The sequence below is a fragment of the Burkholderia sp. Ac-20392 genome (assembly GCF_017104585.1).
Classification (GTDB): domain Bacteria; phylum Pseudomonadota; class Gammaproteobacteria; order Burkholderiales; family Burkholderiaceae; genus Burkholderia; species Burkholderia lata.
In genome coordinates this window covers 43,432-68,415 of sequence record NZ_JAAGPB010000007.1, presented here as the reverse complement: position 1 = coordinate 68,415, position 24,984 = coordinate 43,432, and the positions used below count along the sequence as shown (strand labels likewise).

20 protein-coding genes and 1 pseudogene are annotated in these 24,984 nt (G+C 66.4%); 12 read left to right on the top strand and 9 right to left on the bottom strand.

Features of this window, described 5'->3' with window-relative positions; translation table 11 throughout:
• Positions 1-214 (bottom strand): annotated as a pseudogene (locus G3N99_RS02090) (ABC transporter permease); the annotation flags it as partial.
• Between the two features lie 11 nt (positions 215-225).
• On the bottom strand, positions 226-1,218 hold the full coding sequence (locus G3N99_RS02085; RefSeq protein WP_206121516.1) for an aliphatic sulfonate ABC transporter substrate-binding protein: 993 nt from the start codon (positions 1,216-1,218) through the stop codon (positions 226-228).
• 348 nt (positions 1,219-1,566) lie between these two features.
• Here G3N99_RS02085 and G3N99_RS02080 point away from each other — a divergent pair, with 348 nt between their 5' ends.
• Positions 1,567-2,997, top strand: coding sequence for an MFS transporter (locus G3N99_RS02080; RefSeq protein WP_206121515.1), 1,431 nt, complete (start codon positions 1,567-1,569; stop codon positions 2,995-2,997).
• Between the two features lie 265 nt (positions 2,998-3,262).
• Here G3N99_RS02080 and G3N99_RS02075 read toward each other — a convergent pair whose 3' ends face one another.
• Together G3N99_RS02075 and G3N99_RS02070 are read right to left on the bottom strand one after the other, a co-directional pair.
• Entirely contained in the window at positions 3,263-4,663 is a 1,401-nt protein-coding gene (locus G3N99_RS02075) for an LLM class flavin-dependent oxidoreductase (RefSeq protein WP_174933560.1), read from the bottom strand.
• Entirely contained in the window at positions 4,660-5,931 is a 1,272-nt protein-coding gene (locus tag G3N99_RS02070; RefSeq protein ID WP_206121514.1) for an acyl-CoA dehydrogenase family protein, read from the bottom strand. Before G3N99_RS02070 ends, G3N99_RS02075 begins: the two co-directional genes overlap by 4 nt.
• Before the next feature lie 284 nt (positions 5,932-6,215).
• On the opposite strand from G3N99_RS02070, the gene G3N99_RS02065 reads away from it, so the two are divergent.
• A complete protein-coding gene (locus G3N99_RS02065; RefSeq protein ID WP_174939207.1) occupies positions 6,216-7,454 on the top strand; it encodes an SfnB family sulfur acquisition oxidoreductase in 1,239 nt (412 codons plus the stop codon).
• A 207-nt stretch (positions 7,455-7,661) separates the two neighbouring features.
• Here the strand turns inward: G3N99_RS02065 and G3N99_RS02060 are convergent, their stop codons facing one another.
• Positions 7,662-8,069: a DUF3224 domain-containing protein gene (locus tag G3N99_RS02060; RefSeq protein ID WP_206121513.1), complete on the bottom strand. Its 408-nt coding sequence runs from the start codon at positions 8,067-8,069 to the stop codon at positions 7,662-7,664.
• Positions 8,070-8,237: 168 nt separating this feature from the next.
• Here G3N99_RS02060 and G3N99_RS02055 point away from each other — a divergent pair, with 168 nt between their 5' ends.
• Entirely contained in the window at positions 8,238-8,882 is a 645-nt protein-coding gene (locus G3N99_RS02055) for an HD domain-containing protein (protein ID WP_206121512.1), read from the top strand.
• Between the two features lie 81 nt (positions 8,883-8,963).
• Here G3N99_RS02055 and G3N99_RS02050 read toward each other — a convergent pair whose 3' ends face one another.
• Positions 8,964-10,517, bottom strand: coding sequence for an MFS transporter (locus G3N99_RS02050; RefSeq protein WP_174982593.1), 1,554 nt, complete (start codon positions 10,515-10,517; stop codon positions 8,964-8,966).
• Between the two features lie 240 nt (positions 10,518-10,757).
• Here G3N99_RS02050 and G3N99_RS02045 point away from each other — a divergent pair, with 240 nt between their 5' ends.
• The 9 genes from G3N99_RS02045 to G3N99_RS02005 all read left to right on the top strand — a co-directional run bounded on the left by G3N99_RS02045 (position 10,758) and on the right by G3N99_RS02005 (position 19,936).
• Positions 10,758-10,907: a hypothetical protein gene (locus G3N99_RS02045; protein WP_206121511.1), complete on the top strand. Its 150-nt coding sequence runs from the start codon at positions 10,758-10,760 to the stop codon at positions 10,905-10,907.
• Between the two features lie 438 nt (positions 10,908-11,345).
• Entirely contained in the window at positions 11,346-12,500 is a 1,155-nt protein-coding gene (locus tag G3N99_RS02040) for a CaiB/BaiF CoA-transferase family protein (RefSeq protein ID WP_206121510.1), read from the top strand.
• A 301-nt stretch (positions 12,501-12,801) separates the two neighbouring features.
• A complete protein-coding gene (locus G3N99_RS02035; protein WP_011350179.1) occupies positions 12,802-13,944 on the top strand; it encodes an acyl-CoA dehydrogenase family protein in 1,143 nt (380 codons plus the stop codon).
• 78 nt (positions 13,945-14,022) lie between these two features.
• A complete protein-coding gene (locus G3N99_RS02030) occupies positions 14,023-14,520 on the top strand; it encodes a MaoC/PaaZ C-terminal domain-containing protein (RefSeq protein ID WP_011350178.1) in 498 nt (165 codons plus the stop codon).
• 5 nt (positions 14,521-14,525) lie between these two features.
• Positions 14,526-15,743, top strand: coding sequence for a thiolase family protein (locus G3N99_RS02025; protein ID WP_206121509.1), 1,218 nt, complete (start codon positions 14,526-14,528; stop codon positions 15,741-15,743).
• A gap of 19 nt (positions 15,744-15,762) precedes the next feature.
• Positions 15,763-16,182, top strand: coding sequence for an OB-fold domain-containing protein (locus tag G3N99_RS02020; RefSeq protein ID WP_174933543.1), 420 nt, complete (start codon positions 15,763-15,765; stop codon positions 16,180-16,182).
• A 101-nt stretch (positions 16,183-16,283) separates the two neighbouring features.
• Positions 16,284-17,504 carry a CoA transferase gene (locus G3N99_RS02015; protein ID WP_206121508.1) on the top strand — a complete coding sequence of 407 codons (1,221 nt, stop codon included), beginning with the start codon at positions 16,284-16,286 and terminating at the stop codon, positions 17,502-17,504.
• Positions 17,505-17,526: 22 nt separating this feature from the next.
• The gene (locus G3N99_RS02010; RefSeq protein WP_174939223.1) at positions 17,527-18,681 is read left to right on the top strand and encodes a CoA transferase; all 1,155 of its coding nucleotides are present in this window, start codon (positions 17,527-17,529) and stop codon (positions 18,679-18,681) included.
• 325 nt (positions 18,682-19,006) lie between these two features.
• Positions 19,007-19,936, top strand: a complete 930-nt coding sequence (locus G3N99_RS02005; RefSeq protein ID WP_206121507.1) for a LysR family transcriptional regulator — start codon at positions 19,007-19,009, stop codon at positions 19,934-19,936.
• A 144-nt stretch (positions 19,937-20,080) separates the two neighbouring features.
• On the opposite strand, the gene G3N99_RS02000 is transcribed toward G3N99_RS02005, so the two are convergent.
• Genes G3N99_RS02000 through G3N99_RS01990 form a run of 3 tightly spaced genes read right to left on the bottom strand, consistent with a single transcriptional unit; the run spans position 20,081 to position 24,510 of the window.
• Positions 20,081-21,559, bottom strand: a complete 1,479-nt coding sequence (locus G3N99_RS02000; RefSeq protein WP_206121506.1) for an aldehyde dehydrogenase — start codon at positions 21,557-21,559, stop codon at positions 20,081-20,083.
• Positions 21,560-21,588: 29 nt separating this feature from the next.
• The gene (locus tag G3N99_RS01995; RefSeq protein WP_206121505.1) at positions 21,589-23,211 is read right to left on the bottom strand and encodes a GMC family oxidoreductase N-terminal domain-containing protein; all 1,623 of its coding nucleotides are present in this window, start codon (positions 23,209-23,211) and stop codon (positions 21,589-21,591) included.
• Between the two features lie 12 nt (positions 23,212-23,223).
• Positions 23,224-24,510: an aromatic acid/H+ symport family MFS transporter gene (locus G3N99_RS01990; protein WP_206121504.1), complete on the bottom strand. Its 1,287-nt coding sequence runs from the start codon at positions 24,508-24,510 to the stop codon at positions 23,224-23,226.
• Positions 24,511-24,984: the final 474 nt, after the last annotated feature.

Below are 24,984 nucleotides of genomic sequence, written 5' to 3'. Positions count from 1 at the left end.
GGCGGGCGAGCGTGTCGAGAATCTCGCTCGGCGCCGGGACGAGATGATTCGGCAGCCAGCCCTGCCGTACGACGACCTCCAGCAACGCGAGCGCCGCGAACGGCAGCGCGAGGCCGGCGATCCGCCATCTGCGAAGCGGATCGCGCCGGATGGTGCGTGACGCGGCGGGGCGGCGGGGCGCGAGCGTGTCGTCGCGGGCAGCGGTGTCGGTCATGGGCGGCTGTTTCAGCGCGATGCGTCGACGAGCGGACGCGCGAACGACGGATCGATCAGCGTATCGACGATCTTCGCGGGATCGACGCCGGGTTTGGTCAGCTGTTCGGCCGTCAGCACCGGCGCGGCCGCCTTCAGCGCCGCGCGCTGGGTGTCACCCGGAACGGGATCGCTGAAGTCGTTGCGCTGCAGCTGCAGTTTCGCCACCGGCAGCGATACCTTCGATTCGTCGGCGACGATCTGCGCGGTATCGGCCGGATGCGCAACGATCCACTGACGCGCGCGATCGTAGACCTTCAGCACGCGCGTGACCGCCTGCGGGTACTGGCCGGCGAACGCGTCGCGGACGTTCAGGAAGCCATAGGTGTTGAACGCAACATTGCGATAGAGCAGGCGGGCGCCATCGTCGAGCTGCGCCGCGGCCATGTGCGGATCGAGGCCGGCCCACGCATCGACCTGGCCGTTCGCGAGTGCGGTGCGCCCGTCGGGATGCTGCAGGTTGACGATCTCGACATCGTCGCGGGTCAGGCCGACCGTGTGCAGCGCGCGAAGCGTGAACAGGAACGGATCGGTGCCGCGCGTCGCGGCGATCTTCTTGCCCTTCAGGTCCGCAAGCGAGCGGATCGGCGAATCCTTGCGGACCACCAGCGCCGTCCACTCGGGACGGGAGAACACGTAGACCGTATGGATCGGGTTGCCGTTCGCACGCGCGAGCACCGACGCGAGACCCGCGGCTGAACCGAAATCGACCGCACCGCTGTTCAGGTATTCGAGCGCACGATTGCTGCCCAGGCTCAGCACCCAGCGAATCGACGTGCGGTCGGCCTTGAATTCGTCCTCGAGCCAGCCGAAGTGGCGGATCACCAGGCTCTCCGGTGAGTAGTACGCGTAGTCGACGCGGATCTCCGCGGGCGTCGCGGCGCGTGCGTGCACCGAGACGAGGCCGGCGAGCGCGGCAACGACGAGGGCCGCGGAATGCCACGCGCGGGACCAGGACAGCTTCATCGGGGATTCTCCGGAAGGGCGGCAAGATGCCGCGAACAGGCAGGGTGACCGGCTAATGTAACGAAGCATCGGCGCGCGGCGAACGAAGAAATCCGCGATTGAACATGCACGCTGCTGCTAAGCGCGGACGGCGAGCAACTTAATGACGCGGACTGGTTAATTTATCGATTTATATCGCTTGGGATAACCGGATCGGGAGAACAGAATGCGTGCTGCCGGAACGTGAGGGCATCGCGCGTCGAGAGGATCGCGGTTGCATCGGGTCTCTGCTGGACGCGAATGCCAGACGCCCGCCTTCCGGCGCCATGCAGACATCGCCGACCATTCGGCGAAACACTAAGGAATGCGATGAGTTCGATCGATCTGAACGCCGTCCCCCCGGTTTCCTCGCCCATTCGCTCGGCCAGCGACGTCGCGCGCCTGATCAACACGGTGGACAGCTCGGTCAGCCATGCCCGGATGATCGTGCTGCTGGCGCTCGGCGGCGTCTTTCTCGACGCGTACGACCTGACGACGCTGTCCTACGGAATCGACGACGTGGCGCGTGAGTTCGGCCTGACGCCGGCGCTGACCGGGCTGGTCGGGTCGGCGATCATGATCGGCACGATCTTCGGCAGCCTGATCGGCGGATGGCTGACCGACAAGATCGGCCGCTATCAGGTGTTCATGGCCGACATGCTGTTTTTCGTGGTCGCGGCGATCGCGGCCGGGCTGGCGCCGAACGTGTGGGTGCTGATCGGCGCGCGCTTTGTGATGGGGCTCGGGGTCGGCATCGACCTGCCGGTCGCGATGGCGTTTCTCGCGGAATTCTCGAAGTTCAACGGTCGCGGCAACAAGGCGTCGCGGCTCGCGGCGTGGTGCCCGATGTGGTACGTGGCGTCCTCGGTGTGCTTCCTGCTGATCTTCGGGCTGTATTTCCTGCTGCCCGCCGAGCATGCGGGATGGCTGTGGCGCGCGTCGCTGATCTTCGGCGCGGTGCCGGCACTCGTCATCATCCTGTTCAGGAACCGGTTCATGAACGAATCGCCGCTGTGGGCCGCGAACCAGGGTGACCTGGCCAACGCCGCGCGGATTCTGCGCGAGTCGTACGGGATTCATGCACACGAAGCGGAGGATGCTCGACCCGCGCCGAGCCAGCCGCCCGTGCGAATTCGTGTGCTGTTCCAGCGCCCGTACCTGGGGCGCACGATCGTCGCCAGCGTGATGAACCTGTGCATCCCGTTCGAATACACGGCGATCGCTTTCTTCCTGCCGTCGATCCTGTCGCAGTTTCTTGGGGCGGGTGTGTTCGAAACGATCGCCGCGTCGCTGGCGCTGAACGTGCTGTTTGCGTTCACCGGCGGCTTGCTGGGCATGCGCCTCGCCCATCGCCATGCGTCGCGTCACGTCGCGATTGCAGGCTTCGCGCTCCAGTTCGTCGCGCTCGTGGCGCTCGCGCTGGCGGGGCATCCGCATGGCGCACTCGCGATCGGCTTCGTGGTGTTGATGCTCGGCACCTGGCTGTTCGCAGAAGGGTTCGGGCCGGGCGCGCAGATGATGATCTACCCGACGCTGTCGTATCCGGCGGCGATCCGCGGCACCGGCGTCGGCTTCGGGCGCTCGCTGTGCGGCATCGGTCAGGCGCTTGCGCTGTTCGTGCTGCCGATCCTGCAGGCGCGGCTCGGCACGGACATGTTCTGGGTCGTCGCGATCAGCGCCGCTACGCCGATCGTGTTCCTGTTGATCGTGCGTTACGAGCCGACGGCGCGTGATATCGACGACGACGACGGCGTTGTTTGAACGCGATCGAGGTCGCTTATCGTTGTGAAAGCGCGCGCACGCTCAGTGCGCGCTTTTTCGTTGCTGCTACCGCTATCTTCGCCGTCTTCATGAGCGGGGGCGGAAGCAGAACCCGCATCGGGGCTGCACCGGGTGTCGAATGAGGGGAGCGGGGAGATCAGGCGACGGTGTGTCGGGCGAGTGATGACCTCGGCGCACCGGTTGCTGCTCATCGTGAAGCCAGCCGGCTGGCCCGTGTGCGGGCCAACCAGCCGACGCATGGCCGTCACGCGTAGGCCGCCACCTGTTCGGCGTCGCGCTTGACCTGCTCGATGTCGCGGAACTGCGCGGCCGGGTGTTCGTCCGGCAGCCGCGCCGACCCGCCGAACAGTTTTTCGCGCAGCGTACCCGGCGCATAGCCGGTCGGATACACGCCGCGCCGCTGCAGCTCGGGAACGAGATAACGCACGACATCCTCGAAGGTTTCGTGCGCAACCGCATACGCGAGGTTGAAGCCGTCCACGTCGGTGGCGGCGACCCATTCCTGCAGGATGTCCGCGACGGTCGCGGCCGAGCCGACGAACACCGGGCCCAGGCCGCCGATGCCGCCCCAGGCGGCCAGCTCCTCGATCGTCCATGCGGTGTCGCCGCCCGCCAGGTGCTCGACCGCCGACACGATCGCATTCGTTTCGACGCGCCGGACGGGATCGTTCGGCGCGTACTGGCCGAAGTCGATGCCGGTCCAGCCGGACATGAACACCAGCGAACCGTCGTACGACACATACTTGCGGTATTCGTCGAACTTGGCCTGCGCCTTCTCGTCGGTTTCGTCGACGATCACGGTGACGAGGTTGTAGATCAGGACCTTGCTCGCGTCGCGTCCGGCGGCCGTGGCCTGCGCGCGCACGTCGGCCACGTAGCGCGCCAGCTGCGGGCGGGTCGGCGCGGCGACGAACACGCATTCCGCGTGCTGCGCGGCGAACGCCTTGCCGGGGCCTGACGCGCCGGCCTGGAACAGCACCGGCGTGCGCTGCGGCGACGGTTCGCACAGGTGGTAGCCGGGCACGTCGAAGAAACGGCCCTTGTGGCCGATCTCGTGCACCTTCTCCGGATGCGTGAACACGCGGCCGTCGCGATCGCGCACGACCGCACCGTCTTCCCAGCTGCCCTCGAACAGCTTGTACAGCACCTCGACGTATTCGGCCGCGACCGCATAGCGGTCGTCGTGGGTACGCAGGCCGTTATCGCCGACGTTTTTCGCGCCGCTTTCGAGGTAGGACGTGACGATGTTCCATGCGAGCCGGCCCTTCGTGTGATGGTCGGCGGTCGACAGCCGGCGCGCGAACGTGTAGGGGTGCTCGAACGTCGTCGACGCGGTGATGCCGATGCCGAGATGCTCGGTCGCCATCGCGATCGGCGCGGCGAGCTGCAGCGGGTCGTTGACTGGGATCTGCGCGGCCTGGTGCAGCGCGTGGTAATTGCTGCCCTTGTAGACGTCGTAGTAGCCGATCACGTCCGCGATGAAGATCGCGTCGAAAATTCCGCGTTCGAGCACGCGCGCGAGGTCGGTCCAGTAGTCGAGATCCTTGTACTGCCACGAGCGGTCGCGCGGATGGGCCCACAGCCCGGGCGACTGGTGGCCGACGCAGTTCATCTCGAACGCATTGAAGCGGATGGTCTTGCTCATCGGGCGGCTCCTGTCTCTGCATGCGTGCTCGTGCCCGCACCCGGGCCGTTGCCGATCTGCCAGACGAACGGCGGCGTGCGCCCGTTGATGACCCAGTCGCCGACGATCCGCGCCTTGTAGACGAGCGGATTGTGCGACGACACGGTGCGCGCATTGCGCCAGTGACGATCGAGCGACGTCGTGCTGCGGGTCGCGGAGGCGCCCAGCGCGTCGAACAGGCGCGTCGCCGCGCGCAATACGAGTTCGGACACGACGAGCTGGCTTTGCGCGGATTCGATCTCGGCCGCGACGTTCGCATCGTGTTCGGCCGCGGCGTCGTCGCCGAAGTGCGCTTCGTAGGCCTGTTGCAGCGGCTGCGCGGCGCGCAGCGCGAGCGCGTCGGCCGCATAGGCCCACGACGCGATCTCGCCGATCACCTGCTGCAGCTGCGCGTCGTCGGCCGCGCGCGGGGCGTTGCCGTGGCTGTACACGCGGGTGCGGCGGCGCACCAGGTCGCCCGCGTCGCGCACGATCGCGTGGCCGATGCCGGCCAGCGTCGCGACGTGGAAGAGCTGGTAGAACGCGGTCTGGTACTTGAAGCGTCGTGCGAAGTCGATCACGTCCCGGGTGTCGACCGCCGCGTCTTCGAAGCGCGTGGTGCCGCTGCCGGTCGTCGTCTGGCCGAAGCCGTCCCAGTCGTCCTCGCGGATCACGCCGGGCTGCGCGGTCGCCACGGCGACGATCACGTCGCTGCCGTCGTCCGCGCGCTGCGCGAACACGTCGATCCAGTCGGCGAACAGGCTGCCGGTGCTGTAGAACTTCCGGCCGTTCAGCACGAGCCCGCCGTTCTTTTCCGACACCTTCGTGATGGTCTGGCCGAGCGCCACGTCGCCGGTTTCCGTCCACGCATTGCCGACGAGCTGGCCGCTCGCGAAGCGGTCGAACCACGTCTGGCGATCGGCGCCGGGCGGCGCGTTCAGCCAGTCCTCGACGAACGCGAAGTGCCCGCGCAATGCCTGCGGCAGATTGGAATCGGCGGCGGCGAGTTCGGTCAGCAGCCGGAACAGTTGCGGCAGCGACGCGCCGGCGCCGCCATTGCGCACCGGCAGCCGCACGGCGCCGAAGCCGGCGGCCTTCAGCCAGCCGATTGCCTCGTGCGGCAACTCGCGGCGGCGTTCGCGTTCCGCGGTGCCGGCCGCGATGCGTTCGAAGATCGGCCTGAAGCGGCTGGCAAGCGCGTCATAGTCGGTGCCGGTGGAAAGTTCGGTTGCTGCGGGAGACGAAGTCATGCGGGGGTCCTTGAAAGGCGGGGCCGTCGATGCCGGCAGGCCAGTATAGGAAGCACGCTGCGGACGATCCAATAACGGATTCGTACATCGTTATCGCCATCGGGCATTACGCGGGCGAGGCGTCGATGCTGGAGCGTCGATGTCGATGCTGACGCGCGGTTGCTTGCGGGCAGCGAACCGTATCGTTTGTCATGCGAAGGAATATCGTTGTGCGAATCGCTCGGTTTGCCGGCGTGCGACGCGCTGCTAGATTGAACGTTTCCGTCAATCAGCAGGAGAGCCCGATGTCAGAGACGAGCGCCACGATCCAGGAACGGCCGGCCGATACGCAACCGCAGGCGGCCCGCGTGATCGCCGACGATGCGCAGGCCATCGCGGCCGCGCATGCCCTTGCGCAGCGGCTCGCGGAAGGCGCGGCCGAGCGCGACCGGGAGCGCCGGCTGCCGCGCGACGAGATCGAATGGTTCTCGCAGTCGGGGCTGTGGGCCATCACGGTGCCGAAGGCCTATGGCGGCGCGGGCGTGTCGCATGTGACGCTGACGGAGGTGGTGAAGATCGTCGCGGCGGCCGATCCGTCGCTCGGGCAGTTGCCGCAGAATCATTTCGGGCTGGTCGACGTGATCACGCTGACCGGCAACGACGCGCAGAAGCGCCACTTGTTCTCGGAAGTGCTGAGCGGCAAGCGGTTCGGCAACGGCTTTTCGGAGAAAGGCACGAAGCACGTGCTCGACCTGAAGACGCGCGTGCGGCGGGACGGCGACGATTACGTCGTCGACGGCACCAAGTTCTATTCGACCGGGGCGCTGTTCGCGCATTACGTGCCGGTGCTCGGCCTCGACGACGAACGCCACGCGTGGCTCGCGTACATTCGCCAGCCTGCGCCCGGGCTGACCGTGATTGACGACTGGTCGGGGTTCGGGCAGCGGACCACCGCGAGCGGCACCGTCGTGCTCGACAACGTGCGCGTGCCAGCATCGCACGTGCTGCCGGCCCAGCGCGTGTCGGATCTGCCGACGCTGAACGGCCCGCTGTCGCAGATCATCCAGGCCGCGATCGACGCGGGCATCGCGAAGGCCGCGCTCGACGATACGCTGGCGTTCGTGCGCTCGCGCACGCGGCCGTGGGTCGACAGCGGCGTCGAGCGGGCAGCCGACGATCCGCTGACGATTCGCGAGATCGGCCATCTGCACATTCAGCTGCATGCGGCGGAGGCGTTGCTCGAGCGTGCGGCGCGTACGCTCGACGAGATCGCGGCGCGCGGCAACGTGACCGAGGACGATGTCGCGCGCGCGTCGGTGGCGGTGGGCGAGGCGAAGGTGCTGACGACGGAAGTCGCGCTGCTCGCGGGCGAGAAGCTGTTCGAGCTGGCCGGCACGCAGTCGACGCTGGCCGAGCACAACCTCGACCGGCACTGGCGCAATGCGCGCACGCATACGCTGCACGATCCGGTGCGCTGGAAATATCACCTCGTCGGCAACTACTACCTGAATGGTGTGCGGCCGGCTCGCCATGCGTGGAATTGAATGCGTGTCGATCGCGGTGCGATGGCTCGGCGATGGCGAGTTGATCGCGTCGCCGCAGTCGAACGCATCGACGCGGTCATGAGCGAACCCGGCAATGCCTTCGTCGAAGCGCAATCGCCGGGGTATCGGGCAGGTGGATGCTGCACGGGGCGCGTTACTGCACCAGCGCGCCCGCACGATGAAGTCGCCGCATCCCCGTGAGTCGGCTTACCGGGGCGAGTCAGGCAGCGTGTAGTCGAAACGGTACGAATGCCGGCCGTTGTCGATGTTGATGATCATCGAGCCGGCGAGCCCCACCAATTCTCCCGTGCCGGAATCGGGCACGACGGTGATCGACTGCTGCGGCTGCCCGCGCGTCATGGTGGAGCTGTGCTGCAGGACGAAACTGCCGTGGCGGCCGCCCAGCGTGCCTTGCACGGTTTCCATCGCCACATAGCCGGCGGAGCCCTGGACGCTGCTTCGAAACGCGAGCATCTCTCCCTGGCTGACGGCTTCCAGGTCGCCGTGATACTGCTTGTCCAGCGACATGCGGCCGAGCCCGGTCTGTTCCGCGACGGGACTCAGGGATTCCGGATTCAGCTTCACTTCAAACGGACCATTGGCCAGCAGTGTCATTGCAGCGCTCCTCGTCGAATCGGCAACCCGCACTATAAGCCAACCGGGTTCCGTCGGAGGTAACGGTTTGCTTGATCTGCCGGAATCAAGGGCGGATCGGATTGCGGAGCGTGTGCCGCGCGGCGCTTGCGGCGATAATCGGCATCCCGACCTCGACCGCTTTCCCCGATGACTTTCCCTGCATTCGCCCCCTTTCAGGATCTGGCCAAGGCCTTGCTGGCTCACTGGAGCGATGCCAATGGCGATGGCTCCCACGACACGTCGCATCTGCAGCGCGTGTGGAAGAACGCGGCCGCGATCCAGGCGAACGAGGGCGGCGACGCCGAAGTGCTGTTTGCGGCGACATTGCTGCACGACTGCGTGGCGGTGGAGAAAAATTCCCCGCTTCGCGCGCAGGCATCGCGGCTGTCGGCGGAAAAGGCCCGGCAGGTGCTGCAATCGCTGGATTGGCCGGACGCGAAGATCGACGCGGTTGCACACGCGGTCGAGGCGCACAGTTTTTCGGCTTGTATCGCGCCGAAGACGCTGGAGGCCAGGATGCTGCAGGATGCCGACCGGCTCGATGCGATCGGCATGGTGGGCGTGGCGCGCTGTTTTTACGTCGCGGGCCGGATGGGCAGCGCGTTGTATGACCCGGCCGATCCGCACGCATCGGATCGGCCACTCGACGACACGCGATTCGCGATCGATCACTTTCGCACGAAGTTGCTGCGGCTTTCAACCGGGTTTCAGACCGTCACCGGTACGCGCATGGCGATCATTCGCCGCGATCGATTGCGGCGCTTTCTCGACGAGTTTTCCGACGAGATCTGATTTTTCCGGCGCGGCCTTCGGACAAGCCGTCGCATTCCCGCGAGTCGGTTCGCTGCGGGTTGTACCTGCCTCCTTGTGCGGCTAGCGAATCTGCCGCTGCACGAACGCGATCGTTCCGCCCACCAGCGCCAGCCCCACGATCATCTCGAAGCCGTCCAGCGCGCTCAAGAAACTGGCCTGGTGCGCGACCATATGCGCGATCTGGCCCAGCGACAGGCCGCGCGCCTCGGCTGCCCCCATCCCCTGCGCCTCGAACGCGTGCGTCATCGTGTCGAGCGTGTTCACGAACACCGGGTTGTACGGGTTCGCGAACTCGACGAGGCGCGTCTGATGCACGGCCGTGCGATGCTGGTCGACGATGATGAAGGTCGCCGTCGACAGCGAGTAGGCCAGCTGTTTGACCACGTTCTTGAAGCGGTATCCGTGCGTGAATTCGTCGTTCGAGAAAATCTGAAACGCGGCGCTCGCGGTCGGCAGCGCGATGAACATCAGCAGAAAGCCGCGCAACACCAGCGGCGGCAGCAGCCAGCCCATGCTGACGTCGGGAGGCAGGTTGAGCACCCAGATGCCGATCGCGGCCGCCATCGCGAAGCCCGGCACGATCAGCCATTTGCGCTTGATGAGGCGCGCGTATTTGAAATACGCGATGGCCATCGGAATCGCCGTGAGCGAAGTGAGCCCGACGAGGCGGCCCGCATTTTCCACCGGATAGCCGAGCCCGCTTTGCAGCAGCCGCGAGATCAGGAAACCGATCGCATTACTGATGAAGTAGTAGAACGCGTAAAGCACGATGCCTTGCCGGAAAGGGCCTTCGCGCAGCGCATTCACGCGAAGGAGCGGGCGCGGATCGTGCCACTGGTGCCACGCGAACCAGCCGAGCGCGGTGAGCCCGGCGACGGTGGCCAGCGGCATCAGCGGCGTGGTGCTGAACACCTCGAAGCGCAACTGCTGCGCGACGATCTGCAGTGCGCCGAGCGCGATGGCGAACACCAGATACGGCCATAGATGGGTGTCGCTGCGCCGCTCGATCGGGCGCCGGCCGATGTGCGGCACCACGAGGAAGGTGAACGCCGACAGCGCGGCGCCGCCGACCGTCGAGCACAGGAACAGCGCGCGCCAGTCGAAGTGCGCGACGAGATAGCCGCCCGCCATCGGTGCGAGCGCGCTGGCGAGCAGGATCATCACGAGAAAGATGCGCGTGGCGGGGGCGCGCTCCTCGGGTGTGAAGCCGGTTTGCAGCATGATGCGGCAGGTGCCGAGCATCGGTCCGATGAAATAGCCCTGGAAGCCGCGCGCCATCGCGAGCGCCATCGACGATTCGCTGAGCGACGCGGCGAGCGACCCGGCCGCGAACATCAGCAGGCAGCCGCTCAGGTAGCGCCGGAAGCCGAGGCGCTCGATCAGCCATTGCTGCTGCACGATGCCGAGCACGGAAGCGGTGGCGTAGGCCGTCGACGACCACACCAGTTCGTCCGGCGACGCATTGATGCCGCCCGCGATGTAGCTCGTGAAGAACGAAAAGATCGAGTTGTCGAAGTAGTCGATGCCGACGGACAACGCGATCGCCCACGGCAGCAGATCGCTGCGCAGATGCCTGAGCGTGAACAGGCGGGCGCGGGCGGGCGTGAGTTTCATGACGCGGCACCCTCGGGCGTGCGCGCCGGCGGTCTGTGCCGGCGGGCGAATCGGGTGGGGGGCAGGACGCGCGCATGGGGCGTGGCCCCGATGTGAGGCTGATGGAACACTTGGACTCCGGGCGAAATCCGACGGATATTCGGCCTGCCCTCTCGCGAGATCAAGGGTTAACACGCATCGATTCCGTACTTCGAAATCCATGTGCGGGGTCGCCGCCGGCATCGTCGACGTGTCATTCCCATGGAAGCCATGCCGCCACTGCGGATCGCGGCCGCCGTGCCCTCCGATCGACCGTTCGACCACACCCTTTTGGTCATTCACTGCCCGACCGCCATTGTGCCGCGCGTTGCCGGCCGTTTCGACGCAGGGAAGGCGGCACTTCGAAAATGATCAATTGGATCGAGGAATCGACGACGGTAGCCTAGATCCCACAATGAAATGGTCAGCGGATTCCACAGTCGTTTGCGATGCGGCGCGTGTGGCGATGTCGTGAAACCGCTCGGCATGTAAACCGCGACGCCGATCCGACACGAGAAGCGAACGAGGGAGACGGGCCGCGCGGGACAGCGCGTGCTGAGCATCGGTGCCTCTCGAACCCGAACCATCGGCGAAGGGCTCGCAAGAAGCGTTCGCGCGTGAGGTTGCCCTCTCCCGTCGGTTGCGCGCTCGGCGGAAAAGCGCGGCGCACGGGTCGACACTTCGCAAAGGGCGCCGCGCGGCGCGATCCATCACGTAGCGGGATCGGTGATCACACGATGGCGTCCGCGTGCCGCACGCACGATGCCCGGCGCGCCGAAGCTGAACAACACGCTCATGGAGACAATCAGGATGCACAGCGCAAAAGGGCCGCTTGCCGGTATCAGGATCGTGGAACTGGGGGGCGTCGGCCCCGTGCCATTCTGCTGCATGTTGCTGTCGGATCTCGGCGCCGAAATCATTCGTATCGACCGCCCGCCCGGCTATGACGGCGGCCAGCCCGGTGACCCGCGTTTCAACCTGCTGAACCGCGGCCGGCGCAGTGCCGCACTCGACCTGAAGAAAGCGGAGTCGACTGCGGCGATCCTGAAGCTGGTCGGCCAGGCCGACGCGCTCGTCGAAGGATTTCGCCCCGGTGTCGCGGAAAAACTCGGTCTCGGGCCGGAGGCCTGCCTCGCGGCGAACCCGTCGCTCGTCTACGGCCGGATGACCGGCTGGGGGCAGCAGGGGCCGCTCGCGCAGGCGCCGGGCCACGACATCAACTACATCTCGCTGAGCGGCGTACTGCATTCGGTCGGCACGGCCGGCGGCCCGCCGGTGATTCCGCTCAATCTGGCCGGGGATTTCGGCGGCGGCTCGCTGTATCTCGCACTTGGCGTCGTGTCGGCGATCCTCGAAAGCAAGCGGTCGGGCAAGGGGCAGGTTGTCGACGCGGCGATGGTCGATGGTTCGGCGTCGCTGATGACGCTCTTCTACGGCATGCTGGCGAGCGGCTACTGGAAGGACGAGCGCGGCAGCAATCGTCTGGACTCCGGTGCACCCTGGTACAACGTGTATGAAACCCGCGACGGGCGCTGGATCAGCATCGGGTCGAACGAGTCGCGTTTCTGGCGCAATACGCTGGAGATGCTGGGCCTGCGCGAAGAAGAGATGCCGGATCAACACGACCGTTCGCGATGGCCCGAAGTCCATGCGAAGTTTGCGGAATTGTTCCGCACGCGCACGCGCGACGAATGGTGCGCGCTCGCCGAAGGGCGCGACGTCTGCATCGCACCGGTGCTGTCGATGGCGGAAGCGCCCGATCATCCCCACTTGCGTGCGCGGCAGACATTCATCGAGCGCGATGGCGTGGTCCAGCCGGCCCCTGCGCCGCGCTTCAGCAGGACACCTGGCGAAATTCAATCGTCGCCGGCGCTGCCCGGCGAGCACACCGACGAAGTCCTCGGCGACTGGGGATTCACCGCCGCCGAACTGGCCGCGCTACGGGAGGCCGGCGCGATCGCATGACGTGAGCGCTGCCTGTCATCGACGCTTGCGTGGCACGCGAGCGTCTCGCTGACTTTTCACACCGGCTTCAACGACCGCCGCGCAGGGCGATGTTTCGCCCTGCGCGGCGTTTTATTTTGCGCGCCGGTTCGTGGCCGAAATAGCGGCCGCCATTGCTTTTGCAGGCCATTGCGGGTTTCGGGATTTCCGAATCGGCACTTCAGAAATGGTCAGTTGGTTTGCCAGGCTCGAAGCCCTAAGCTCATTCCACGACGAACAACGCGGCTGCTTGAGCAGACGCCAACAACTGGAGCGAAGACACATGGCTAACTTTCTCGACGAATCGCAAACGATGTGGCTCGACACCGTGAACAAGTTCATGGACAACGAGATCACGGTCGAATACGTGCGCAAGTGCGACATGAATCGTGACTACCCGTACGAGGCGTACGACAAGATTGCGAAGCAAGGTTGGCTCGGCATCCTCATTCCGGAATCCGAAGGGGGCTCGGGCGGCGACATCTTCGATTACTCGTTGATGGCCGAAGGCCTCGGCAAGTTCGGTTTCGACTTCGCGTGTTCGGTGCTGGTGCCGACGTTCACCGCGATGAACATCATCAAGTTCGGCACGCCCGAACAGAAGAAGCAATACGTGCAGCCGTTCATCGACGGCAAGATCCGCTTCTCGGTGTCGATCTCGGAACCGGACGCAGGCTCGGATGCCGCGAACACGAAGACGCGCGCCCGCCGCGACACCAACGGCGACTGGATCGTCAGCGGCCAGAAGCTGTGGTGCAGCGGCGCGGCAGCGAAGGACACCGTGATCGCGATGCTGGTGCGCACGAGCACCGACGACAAGCACAAGGGCCTGTCGGTGCTGCTGATCCCGAACAACACGCCGGGGATGGTGATCAACAAGCTGCCGACGCTGTCGCGTCACGCAACGGGCACGACCGAGATCTTCCTCGACGAAGTGCGCGTGCCGGGCGATGCGCTGCTGGGCGAGGAAGGCCAGGGCTGGAAGATCATCACGGAACACCTCGAACTCGAACGCTGCGCGGTGGCGGCGGCATACACGGGTAACGCACAGCAGGCCGTGACGACCGCCACGCGCTACGCGCACGACCGCATCCAGTTCGACCATCAGCTCTACGACTTCCAGGTGATTCGCCACCTGCTCGCCGACTGCCAGACGAAGGTCGATGCGGCGCGCCTGCTCTGCTATCGCGCGGCTCAGCTCGCGGCCGACCACGTGCCGTGCAGCCGTGAAGTGTCGATGGCGAAGCTGTACGGCTCGGAAACGCTGAAGGAATGCGCGCTGGCCGGCATGCAGATCCTCGGCGGCTACGCGAACCTGCCGGAAGCCGACATGGAACGCTACCTGCGCGAGAGCATCCAGTCGACCATCGGCGGCGGCACGTCGCAGATCCAGCGCACGATCATCGCGAAGTCGATGCGTCAGTAACGGTCACGCTTTTCCCTCGAACGAAGCGCGCGGGCACGCGGTGCCCGCCACCATCCCAATTCAACCGGAGACACAGTAATGAGCGTCATCAACAACAGCGTCAACATTCCGCTCGACGAGCTGGAAATCGGCACGAAGTTCCGTTCGAATGGTCGCACCGTGACCGAGAGCGATGTCGTGATGTTCTGCATGTTCACGGGCAACTGGATCGAAATCCACTCGAACAAGGAATACGCGTCGAAGACCCGCTGGGGCGAGCGCATCGTGCAGGGCCAGCTGACGTTCTCGCTGATCTCGGGGCTGCTGCAGTTCGGCCCGGCGATCCAGGCGAACTACGGCGTCGACAAGATGCGCTTCCTGAACCCGGTGAAGATCGGCGACACGGTCTACGCCAGCGCCGAGGTGATCGCGAAGAAGGAGAAGGACGACAAGTTCGGCGTCGGCACGATGCTGATCCAGGCGTACAACCAGCGCGGCGAAGTCCTGCAGCGCAGCGAATGGAGCCTGCTGATGCTGCGCAAGCGTGCCGATCTCGACGCACTGATCGCCGAAGCGCAACCCGACTTCAAGGTCTGAGGAGCATGGCCATGACTCCCCGTCCGGTTGCGGCGATCGTCGGCATGGGCGATGCCTATGCGTCGCGCGCGAATCGCAAGGACCCGCTGCAGTTGGCCGCCGAGGCGACGCTCAATGCGCTCGCCGACGCGGGCATCGGCAAGGACCAGGTCGACGCGGTGTTCACGGGCCGTTCGCCGTGGGCCGACAAGCGCTCCCAGTGGAGCAACATCTTCATCTCGCACATGCAGATGCCGGTGACGATCACCAGCGAGCTGACGATGCATGGCGCGGGCCTGACGTCGACGCTCGCGATCGCGTCGCAGATGATCGCGGCAGGGCGCGCGGAATACGTGCTGTGCCTGCAGAGCGATGCGACCGAGCTGTTCGTCGACGCGGTCGCGATGGGCGCCGAGGCCGATGCGGATCCGCAGTTCGAGGTCCCGTACGGCCCGACGATTCCGGCGCTCTATGCGCAGGCCGCGCAGCGCTACTTCCACGAGTTCGGCATCACCGAAAGCGACCTCGCCGATGTCGCGATCGCGAACCAGCGCTGGGGCCGCCATCACCCGCATGCGGCGAAGGCGAAGTTCGGCGAGATCGATCGTGCGGCGGTGCTGTCGTCGCCGTACGTCGCGACGCCGCTGCGCCGCTGGATGTGTTCGACCTGGGGCGGCGGCACGGGCGGCGCGCTGGTCGTGACGTCGCCGGAGAATGCACGCCACGCGCGCAATCCGGTGTACCTGATGGGCTACGGATCGGCGACGACGCACGAATACCTGACCGACCGGATGAACCTGCGCGCGTGCCGGTTCGACAGCATCGGTGCGTTGCCGAACCTGACGACCACGGCCACCGCCGAGGCGGCGCGCCAGGCTTATGCGATGTCGGGGCTGACGCCTGCCGACGTCGACATGGCGCAGCTCTCGGTGAACTTCGCGCACATGGGGCCGATCGTGATGGAGGATCTCGGCTTCGCGAAGAAGGGGCGCGGTATCGATGTCTATCGCGAAGGCCGTACGGGCGTCGACGGCGACCTGCCGACCGACACGAACGGCGGCTGGCTGTCGTTCGGGCAGCCCGGCATTTCCTGCAACATGGACAGCATCGTCGAAGCGGTCAGGCAGTTGCGCGGGCAACCGTTGGGGCTGGCGCCGTCGCGTCGTCCTGAAACCGTGCTGGTGCAGGGCGCGGGCGGGATGCTGGCCGCCGGCGCCGTGCTGCTGCTGTCGTCCGCAACGTGAACCCTGATCGGGAGCATCCATGACCGAAACCCATTTGCCGAATGCCTGGCCGCAGCCGTACCGGCTGCTCGACGCCCAACCCTACTGGGACGCACTGGCCGAAGACAGGCTGACCTACCAGCGTTGTGCCGACTGCAGCGAGGCCGTGTGGCCGGCCCATTCGTTCTGCACGCACTGCGGCGGGAAGTCGCTGAACTGGACCGAAGCGTCGGGCCGTGGCGAGATCTACTCGCACAGCACGATCATGCGCGGGCCGACGCCGGTCTGGGCCGACATCGTCCCGTACACGGTCGGCTTCATCCGGATGGACGAAGGCTACTACCTGTTCGCGCAGATCGACGAAGCGCCCGACGCGATCCGGATCGGCCAGCGCGTCGAAGCGCGGATCATCCAGCGAGGTGAACAGAAACTGCCGGTGTTCGTCCTGTCGGCATCCTGACGGCCCACGCGGAGCGCCGGAACAACCGGCGCCCGCACGGCCGTTCATTCACGGAGGAGACATCGTGAACCTGCATTCCCAATCCGTCGACGGAGGCTGACATGGCCGGACCACTCGACGGTGTACGCGTGCTCGACCTGACGTCGAACTTCATGGGCCCCTACGCTTCGCTGCTGCTGGCGGACATGGGCGCCGACGTGTGCAAGATCGAATCGCGCGACGGCGACACGACGCGCAACATCGGGCCGAGCCGGCATCCCGGCATGGGCCCGATCTTCCTGCATCTGAATCGAAACAAGCGCAGCCTCGTGCTGGACCTGAAGCACCCGGACGGCATCGCTTCGCTGAAGCGGATGGCGGAAACCGCCGACGTGCTGCTGTACAGCATGCGGCCGCACACGATGGCGAAGCTCGGCATCGCGTACGAGGACGTGCGCAAGCTCAACCCGCGCATCATCTACTGCGGCGCCTTCGGCTTCGGGCAGAACGGCCCGTATGCGTCGCGCCCGGCCTACGACGACCTGATCCAGGCCGCGGTCGGCATGCCGGTACTGCAAAGCCGCAAGAATGGCCCGCCGACCTATGTCGCGAGCGCGATCGCCGATCGGGTAGTCGGGATGGCGACCAGCAACGCGGTGGCGATGGCGCTGTACCGGCGCGAGAAGACGGGCGTCGGCCAGCAGGTGTTCGTGCCGATGCTCGAGACCTTCGCGCATTTCGTGATGGGCGATCACCTGTACGGACACACGTTCGTCCCGCCGCTCGGCGACTGGGGCTATGCGCGGATGATGAATCCGGACCGGCGCCCGTATCGCACGCGCGATGGCTACATCGGCGTGAACGTCTATGCGGACCATCACTGGAAGCGCTTTTTCCTGCTGTCCGGGCATCCCGAGATGGCCGAGGACCCGCGCTTCAACAACATCGGCGGTCGGACCGAGCACATCGCGCACCTGTATGCATTTCTCGCGCGCGTGTTCGAGACGCGGACCACGGCCGAATGGGTGAACACGCTGACCGAGGCCGACATTCCGGTGATCGAGATGAATACGCCCGAAACGCTGATCGACGATCCGCACATGACGGCGGTCGGGTTCTTCGCGGAGCAGGAGCACCCGTCGGAAGGGCTGATTCGTACGCTCGGCATTCCGCAGCAATGGAGCGAGAGCGCACCGGCGCTGCGTTATCCGGCGCCGCGTCTGGGCGAGCACTCGGTGGCGCTGCTTGAGGAGTACGGCTTCGAGCGCAACGAAATCGACGGGATGCTGCGTTCGGGCGGCGTGGTTGCGCCCGAAACGGACGGCGTGCCGCAACCGCAATAAATACGAAATCAGGAGAAGCGACATGTTACGCGATCTGCCGCTGTCGGGTGTCGTGGTAGTCGAACTGAGCGATAGCGCGTCGGCGCCGTTCGCCGGAAGGGTCCTGGCGGCGCTGGGTGCCGAAGTCTGGAAGGTCGAGCGCCCGACGGGCGACTCGGCCCGCGGTTGGGGGCCGAGCGAATGGAAGGGCAGCGGCGCTGCCTATCACGGGCTCAATCGGGGCAAGCGCGCGATCTGCATCGATATCAAGGACCGCGAGCAACTCGAGACGCTGCACCAGCTGATCGCGGAGCGGGCGGACGTCTTCCTGCACAACCTGCGACCCGGCTCCAGCGCCGAATACGGTCTCGATTCCGACAGCCTGCGCGTGACCAAGCCGGAACTGGTCTACTGCGAGATCGGTGCGTTCGGCCATCTCGGCCCGATGAACACGCTGCCCGGCTACGATCCGCTGATGCAGGCGTTCTCGGGGATCATGAGCATTACCGGCGAAGAAGGGCAGTCGCCGGTTCGCGCCGGGGTGTCGATCGTCGATTTCGGTTCGGGGCTGTGGGCCGTCATCGGCATCCTGTCCGCGTTGTATCGCCGTCAGGTCAAGCATTGCGGCGCAACCGTCAACGGTTCGCTGCTGGAAACCGCGCTGGCGTGGATGACCGTCAGCATCGCGAACTACAACGCGGACGGCGACACCGGCGGCCGCCACGGTTCCGGCGTCGCGTTCATCGTGCCGCACCGCGCGTATTCGACCACGGACGGTCACCTGATCGTCAGCTCGGCGAACGACACGCTGTTCGCGAAGCTGTGCGCGGCGCTGGATCGCCCCGAGTGGGCGCTCGACGACCGGTTCGCGACCAATGCGGCGCGGCTGAAGAACCGGACGGAGATCGATCGCCTGATCGGCGAACGTTTGTCGACGGACACCCGCGCGGTGTGGCAGGCGCGATTGCAGGCTGCCGGCATTCCCGTTGCGCCGATCCAGACGACGGCGGAGGTGGTCGACCATGCGCAGACGCATGCGCTCGGCATCATCGAAAAGCCGTCGGACGACGAGATCGGATTGGTCGGGCTGCCGTTGTCGTTCGACGGCAAGCGTACCCCGCCCTTGCATGCGGCGAGGGAGATCGGCGCCGACAATCCGTCGCTCGAAGCGCTGCTCAACGCGAGCCGGCACGCATAGCGCGGTAGCGGTCGGCGGCGGTCGACAGCCACAAAATCGTCGCCGGTGCGACCGTGTTCGCGCGATCCGGGGCCGGACGAGAACCTGATAGTCGATCCACCGGGCGTGCATCGCCGGCACCGTCGAGGTGCCGGCGAGTCGCACGTTGACGCGACGCACTGCGTGGCCGGCAGTGCGCGATCGGTATCGAATGCCAGTGTCCCGGAGGCCTGGAGTGGCGCCGCGGTCCTGGATTGCATCGGATGACCCTGACAGGGCGCTCGCGCGACGCGTGGCGACAGCCGCACCGTCCGCCGACGTCCTGAAGACGTGCATGAGGGGAGACATGAGTACTTTCAATCGCCTGCACCTGATTCGGCAGGTCGATCTGTTGACGTTGAAGCTGTTCCTGTCGGCGGTCGAGGAGCAACAGATCGGCCTGGCGGCGATTCGCGAGAACGTGGCCGCCTCGACGGCCACCAAGCGGATCCAGGATCTCGAGGACATCGCGGGCATCAAGCTGCTCGAACGCAGCCCGAAAGGGGTGCTGCCGAGCCCGGCGGGCGAGGTGCTCGTCCGTTATCTGCGGCGGATCTTCGCGAACCTCGACGACATGCGCTCGGAGATCGCGGCGTTTACCGACGGCATGCGGGGCGAGCTGACGATCGCGTCGGCGCGCTCGATCATCGTGCCGTTTCTTGCGCGCGAGATCGGCGAATTCCAGCGTGCGTATCCGCTCGTCAATATCGTGGTGCGTGAGCTCGACAATGCCGGCATCGTGCAGGCGGTCGCACGCGGCGAAGTCGACGTCGGTGTATTCGCGGCCGCTCACGCGCTCGATCTCGGCGGCGTCGACGTCACGCCGTATCGCGAGGATCGTCTCATCGCGGTCGTGCCGCAGGGGCATCCGCTCGCCACGCGCACGAGCGTCACGACCGAGGATCTGCTGTCGGAGAACCTGATCGTCGTCGGGGCGATGGTCGGCGCGATCCGGGCGGCGGCGCGTCGGCTCGGCGTGGATTTCCAGCCGCGATACGACGTCCGCAGCACCGGCGTGGCCGTGAGCCTGGTGCAGGCCGGGCTCGGTGTGACGGTCCAGCCGGAATGCATGGTGAGCCATGAGCTGTTCAGCCGGGTCGCGGTGCTGGAGCTGGCGGAGCCGTGGGCCGTGCGCCGCGTCCAGGTCGCCACGGCACGCGGTCGCGAATTGAACCCGATCGCGCGTGCGTTGATCGAGCAATTGCTCGACCTGCCTGAAGACACGCCCGTGGCATGACGAAATGCGGAAGGCCCCGGCCGCGCGGGTTAGCGCAGCACGGGGCCTCGGGAAGGACAGGCATCCTGCGTGCGTCAATCCAGACCTGAACCTGAACCGCCTGTTCGACCGCGTCGACCAGGCGGTTCGAGCTTTCGGCGCGGACTACGCAAGCGGCTGATCGAGCACGATCGTCTTCGATTCGACGAACGCATTCAGCCCTTCGACGCCGCCTTCGCGCCCGATACCGGATTGCTTGAAGCCTCCGAAGCCGATCGAGAAGTCCGTGCGCGACGCATTGTGTCCCACGGTGCCGGTACGCAGTTGCCGCGCAACCTGCAACGCATGCTGGGTGTCGGACGTGAACACCACCGCATTCAGGCCGAAGATGGAATCGTTGGCGAGTTCGATCGCATGCGCTTCGCTGTCCGCCGCGATCACGGACAGCACCGGCCCGAAGATTTCCTGCTGTGCGAGAGTCGACCGGTTGTCGACGTTGGCGAACACCGTGGGCTCGAAAAAGAAGCCGCGCGACAGATGGCGCGGGCGTGCGCCGCCGGCGGCGAGCGTCGCGCCTTCGGCGATGCCCTTGGCCACGTGGTGCTCGACCGTGTCGCGCTGCCGCGCGGTGGCCAGCGGGCCGACCGTCGTGGTGTCGCTGAACGGGTCGCCGAGCACCATCGCGCGCGCGGCCTCGCTCAATGCGTCGACCATCGTGTCGTGCTTCGCACGCGGCACGATGATGCGCGTCAGGCTGTGGCAGACCTGCCCGGTCAGGTAGCTGAAGTACGACTTGCCGAGCACCTGCGCGGCCGCGTCGATGTCGTAGTCGTCCAGCACGAGCGCCGCCGATTTGCCGCCCAGTTCGAGCGTGACGCGCGCGATCCGCCCGGCCGCGACCTCGCTGATGCTGCGGCCGGCTGCGGTGGAACCCGTGAAGGTGATCTTGTCGACGGACGGATTTCGCACCATCGCCTCGGACACCTCGCGATCGGCGGTCACGACGTTGACGACGCCGGGCGGCAAGCCGATCTCGTCGCAGATCTGCGCGAACAGGTACGCGGAAGTCGGCGCTTCCGGCGACGGCTTGATGATGACCGTGCAGCCCGCGAGCAGCGCGGGTGCGACCTTGTACGCGATCAGCGCGGCCGGACCGTTCCACGGCACGATCGCGAGGACGACGCCCACCGCTTCCTTGACGGCATACGCCTGGTGCCCGGTCACCGAGCGGTGCGGCTCGACGAACGGATAGGTGTCGGCCATGGCCGCGTACTGCCGAAACGCCGCGCCGAGAAACTGGCCGATGCGCGGCTTCGCGATCCGCTGGAGGATGCCCGACTCGATGCTCCAGCCGCGCGCGAACTCGTCGTTCGCCGCTTCGAGGCGTTGCGCGATCCGTTCCAGATAGGCGGCCCGCTCGGCCGGCGTCATGCGCGGCCACGGCCCCTGGTCGAACGCGCGGCGTGCCGCATCGATCGCACGCGCGGCGACGGCCGCGTCGGCGCGTGCCACCCGCGCCGCCACGCGCTCCGTGCTGCAGTCGAGCACTTCGAAGGTTTCGGCGGAAGGCGAGGGCGTCCACTGGCCGTCGATGTAGAAGCAGTCGGGATGGTCCAGCGGAATGGTTCGGTCGTTTGCTTGCATGAGAGGTGAGGTCGTCCTGGTGTGTGGAGTCAGACGGAAACGGCCCGGGGCGCGGTGGCATCCGCGCGAATCATGTCGGCGCCCTTCTCGCCGATCATGATGCAGGCCGCGTTGGTGTTGCCGGCCACGATCCGCGGCATGACGGACGCGTCGATGACGCGCAGCCGGGCCACGCCGCGTACGCGCAGCCGCGGGTCGACGACAGCCTGCGCATCGACGCCCATCCGGCAGGTGCCGACCTGATGCCAGCCGCTGTTGCCGTTCGCCTTGAGGTGCGCGAGCAGTTGTTCGTCGGTCGTGACGGCGGCGCCGGGCGCGAGCTCGTGGACGATCCGCGACGCGAGCGGTGCGGCGTCGGCAATGCGTCGCAGCATCCGCAAGCCCGCGAGCGAACGGCGAATGTCGCCGGCGTCGCTCAGGTAGTTCGGATGAAACGCGGGCGCCTGCAGCGGATCGGGCGACTTCAGCGCCATATGGCCGCGCGAATCGGGTGTCAGCAGCACCATCGACCCGCCGATGGCCGGATAGTCGTCGACGACCGGGTCGCCCGACGCATCGAACTTGAACGTCATCGGGCTCACCGTCAGTTGCAGGTCCGCCTCCGGACGCCCGGCCTCGCTGCGCGCATAGGCGGTCACGGGCGCCGCGCCGATCGCGAGATAGCCGCCGCCGGTAAGCAGGTAGCGCGCGCCTTCCAGATACTTCCGCAGCCCGCGCAGCTGGTGGTTGTACGAGCTTTCCGGCGTGACGCGCCACGCGAACGAGCCGAACCAGTGATCCTGCAGGTGGCGGCCCACGTCGGGCGATTCGACCGTCGCGGCGATCCCGTGCCAGTGCAACGCGTCGGCATCGCCGATGCCCGACAGCATCAGCAGATGCGGCGACGCGAGCGCGCCGCCCGACAGGATCACTTCCCGCGTGGCGACGATCCGGCGCCGCTCGTGGTTGTCGAGCACCTCGATGCCGGTGGCCTGGCCCGATTCCAGCAGCACGCGCGTCACGCGCACGCCGGTGCGGACGGTCAGGTTGCGGCGATGGCGAACGGGCTCGATGAACGCGTTGTACGACGTATGGCGGCGCCCGTTGCGGATCGTGTATTGCCGATAGGCGACTCCTTCGTGCGGTGGCCCGTTGAGATCGTCGCTGCGTCGAATGCCCACCTGTTGCGCGGCGGCGATGAAATCGTCGGCGGTCGGATGGGTGATCGCCGCATCGCTCACGTGCAACGGGCCCTGACCACCGTGATAGGCATTCGCGCCGCGCTGGTTCGTTTCCGACCGGATGAAATACGGCAACACGTCGTTCCAGCCCCAGCCGTCGTTGCCGAGTGCGGCCCAATGGTCGAAGTCGCTCGGCTGACCGCGCATGTAGATCATGCCGTTGATCGCGCTACTGCCGCCGAGCCCCTTGCCGCGCGGCCAGTACACCGTGCGGCCGCCCAGCGTCGGCACCGGCTCGGTATCGAACGCCCAGTTGAACCGCTTGTTCATGAACAGCTTGCCTGCACCGGCGGGCGTGCGTACCCAGAAGTTGTTCATGTCCGGGCCGGCTTCGACGAGCAGCACGCGCACGGCAGGGTCCTCGGACAGCCGGCTGGCGACCACGCAGCCCGACGAGCCGGCGCCCACCACGATGTAGTCGTAGATTTCCATGAGGGGGGGGTCTTATTGCGATGACGGAATCAGCGGCACGACGGTCGCCGCGATGATGGCGGGAATCGCGAACGCATAGAAATTCCAGTGCAGTCCGAGGTTCGCGCCGACGATCCAGCCGCCGATCATCGGGCCCAGGATCGAGCCGAAGCGCCCGATGGCCTGCGCGCCGCCCAGTGCCGAGCCGCGGCACGCCGTCGGGAAGTGCGCGGCGATATAGCCGTAGATCAGGCTGCTGGTGCCGATCGAACCCAGCCCGGCGCCGAACACGGCGAGCATCAGCCACGCGAAATCGAGCTTCTGGCTCAGTGCGACCAGCGACAGTGCGCCGATGACGAGGAACGGAAACATCACGCGTTTCGAGCCGAACCGGTCGGCCAGCCACGCGCCGCCGAGCATGCCGACGACCGCGCCGAACTGCATCACGAGCAGGAACTGCAGCGACGACCCGAGCGGATAGCCGGCCGAGCGCATCAGCTGCGGCAGCCACGCGTTGAGCCCGTAGGTGATCACCTGGACGCAGAACGTCATGAATACCAGCAGCAACGCGGTGGTGCGGAATTCGCGGGACAGCACCAGCCGGTAGCCGCGTATTGCCTGCGCGCCGTCTTGCGACGCTTGCTGTGCCTGCTTGTCCTGCAGGATCTGGTCGAAGTCGAGTGAATACCGGGCCGCGAGCGTGCGTGCTTCGTCGACGCGGCCGCGATCGACCAGGAAGTCCACCGATTCGGGAAGGAAGAAGGCCATCATCGGCAGGATCACCGCATAGAACGCGCCGATCGCGTACAACGTGCGCCATCCATGGTCGTGCAGCAATGCGATGGCGACCAGGGCACTCACGATGCCGCCCACCGAATAGCCGGTCAGCGTGAGCGCGTTGTACAACTGGCGTCGGCCCTTGGGGGCGTACTCGACCGACATCGCGACGGCGGACGGCACGACGCCGCCCATGCCGATGCCCGTGACGAAGCGGGCGGCGCCCAGGAAGGTCGGCGACGTGGCGAGCGCACAGACGATCGAGCCGACGGAAAACCACAGGACGCCCGTCATCAGCAGGCGACGCCGGCCGATGCGGTCGGTCAGTGGGCCGGCCACCGCCAGCCCGACCATCAGGCCGACCAGGGTCCAGCTTCCGATCATGCCCGCGCCGGCCGGGCTCAGGCGCCAGCCGGGTTCACTCAGCAGATGCGGAACGGTTGCACCGTAGACGATGAGATCGTAGCCATCGGCTACGAGCGTCAGGAAACATAGAAAGATGACGAATAGACGGCTTCGGGCCTGCGGCGTTGCTTGACTCACGTTGTCTCCTTACCTTTGTTGTATCGGTTTTATTGCCAGGCGGACCTTCCGGGTTCTCACGGGCGCGACGGTCTTGCTCGCGACACCGCGGGTGCAGCCCGTTTTTTGCAGGCACGTGCCGATGACGGTCACGCTCGCTTGACATGTTTCGTGCGGGTGCGCGTCGGGCAGGCGATCGGGAGAGGCCGAGCCGCATGCCCGCTTGCGACCACGCGCGGACGAACCGGAACGGCGATCAGGAAGAAGACGTCGCGGAATCGGCATCCGGGTTGACTGGCGGTATCGCACCTTGCCCGTGAAGACGACCTGCGGGAGCAGGAAACGTGTGCCGCTTGATCAGGGGAAACCGATGTCGCTTGCTGCTGCCTGTCCGCGGGATTCGAGTGAATCCGATTCGTGACGGACAGGGTAAGAGCATGTCAACGGCAAGCCAATTGAGCGTTTCCGAAGTGTCGATTCGAGCGCGGCGAATCC

Bases quoted from the DNA above. Each gene is read 5' to 3' on its own strand.
- G3N99_RS02045 (WP_206121511.1), top strand. From the start codon at position 10,758: ATGGAAGCCATGCCGCCACTGCGGATCGCGGCCGCCGTGCCCTCCGAT.
- G3N99_RS02025 (WP_206121509.1), top strand. From the start codon at position 14,526: ATGGCCATGACTCCCCGTCCGGTTGCGGCGATCGTCGGCATGGGCGAT.
- G3N99_RS02010 (WP_174939223.1), top strand. From the start codon at position 17,527: ATGTTACGCGATCTGCCGCTGTCGGGTGTCGTGGTAGTCGAACTGAGC.
- G3N99_RS02030 (WP_011350178.1), top strand. From the start codon at position 14,023: ATGAGCGTCATCAACAACAGCGTCAACATTCCGCTCGACGAGCTGGAA.
- G3N99_RS02080 (WP_206121515.1), top strand. From the start codon at position 1,567: ATGAGTTCGATCGATCTGAACGCCGTCCCCCCGGTTTCCTCGCCCATT.
- G3N99_RS01995 (WP_206121505.1), bottom strand. From the start codon at position 23,211: ATGGAAATCTACGACTACATCGTGGTGGGCGCCGGCTCGTCGGGCTGC.
- G3N99_RS02005 (WP_206121507.1), top strand. From the start codon at position 19,007: ATGAGTACTTTCAATCGCCTGCACCTGATTCGGCAGGTCGATCTGTTG.
- G3N99_RS02075 (WP_174933560.1), bottom strand. From the start codon at position 4,663: ATGAGCAAGACCATCCGCTTCAATGCGTTCGAGATGAACTGCGTCGGC.
- G3N99_RS02050 (WP_174982593.1), bottom strand. From the start codon at position 10,517: ATGAAACTCACGCCCGCCCGCGCCCGCCTGTTCACGCTCAGGCATCTG.
- G3N99_RS02000 (WP_206121506.1), bottom strand. From the start codon at position 21,559: ATGCAAGCAAACGACCGAACCATTCCGCTGGACCATCCCGACTGCTTC.
- G3N99_RS02085 (WP_206121516.1), bottom strand. From the start codon at position 1,218: ATGAAGCTGTCCTGGTCCCGCGCGTGGCATTCCGCGGCCCTCGTCGTT.
- G3N99_RS02040 (WP_206121510.1), top strand. From the start codon at position 11,346: ATGCACAGCGCAAAAGGGCCGCTTGCCGGTATCAGGATCGTGGAACTG.
- G3N99_RS02070 (WP_206121514.1), bottom strand. From the start codon at position 5,931: ATGACTTCGTCTCCCGCAGCAACCGAACTTTCCACCGGCACCGACTAT.
- G3N99_RS02060 (WP_206121513.1), bottom strand. From the start codon at position 8,069: ATGACACTGCTGGCCAATGGTCCGTTTGAAGTGAAGCTGAATCCGGAA.
- G3N99_RS02035 (WP_011350179.1), top strand. From the start codon at position 12,802: ATGGCTAACTTTCTCGACGAATCGCAAACGATGTGGCTCGACACCGTG.
- G3N99_RS02055 (WP_206121512.1), top strand. From the start codon at position 8,238: ATGACTTTCCCTGCATTCGCCCCCTTTCAGGATCTGGCCAAGGCCTTG.
- G3N99_RS02065 (WP_174939207.1), top strand. From the start codon at position 6,216: ATGTCAGAGACGAGCGCCACGATCCAGGAACGGCCGGCCGATACGCAA.
- G3N99_RS02020 (WP_174933543.1), top strand. From the start codon at position 15,763: ATGACCGAAACCCATTTGCCGAATGCCTGGCCGCAGCCGTACCGGCTG.
- G3N99_RS02015 (WP_206121508.1), top strand. From the start codon at position 16,284: ATGGCCGGACCACTCGACGGTGTACGCGTGCTCGACCTGACGTCGAAC.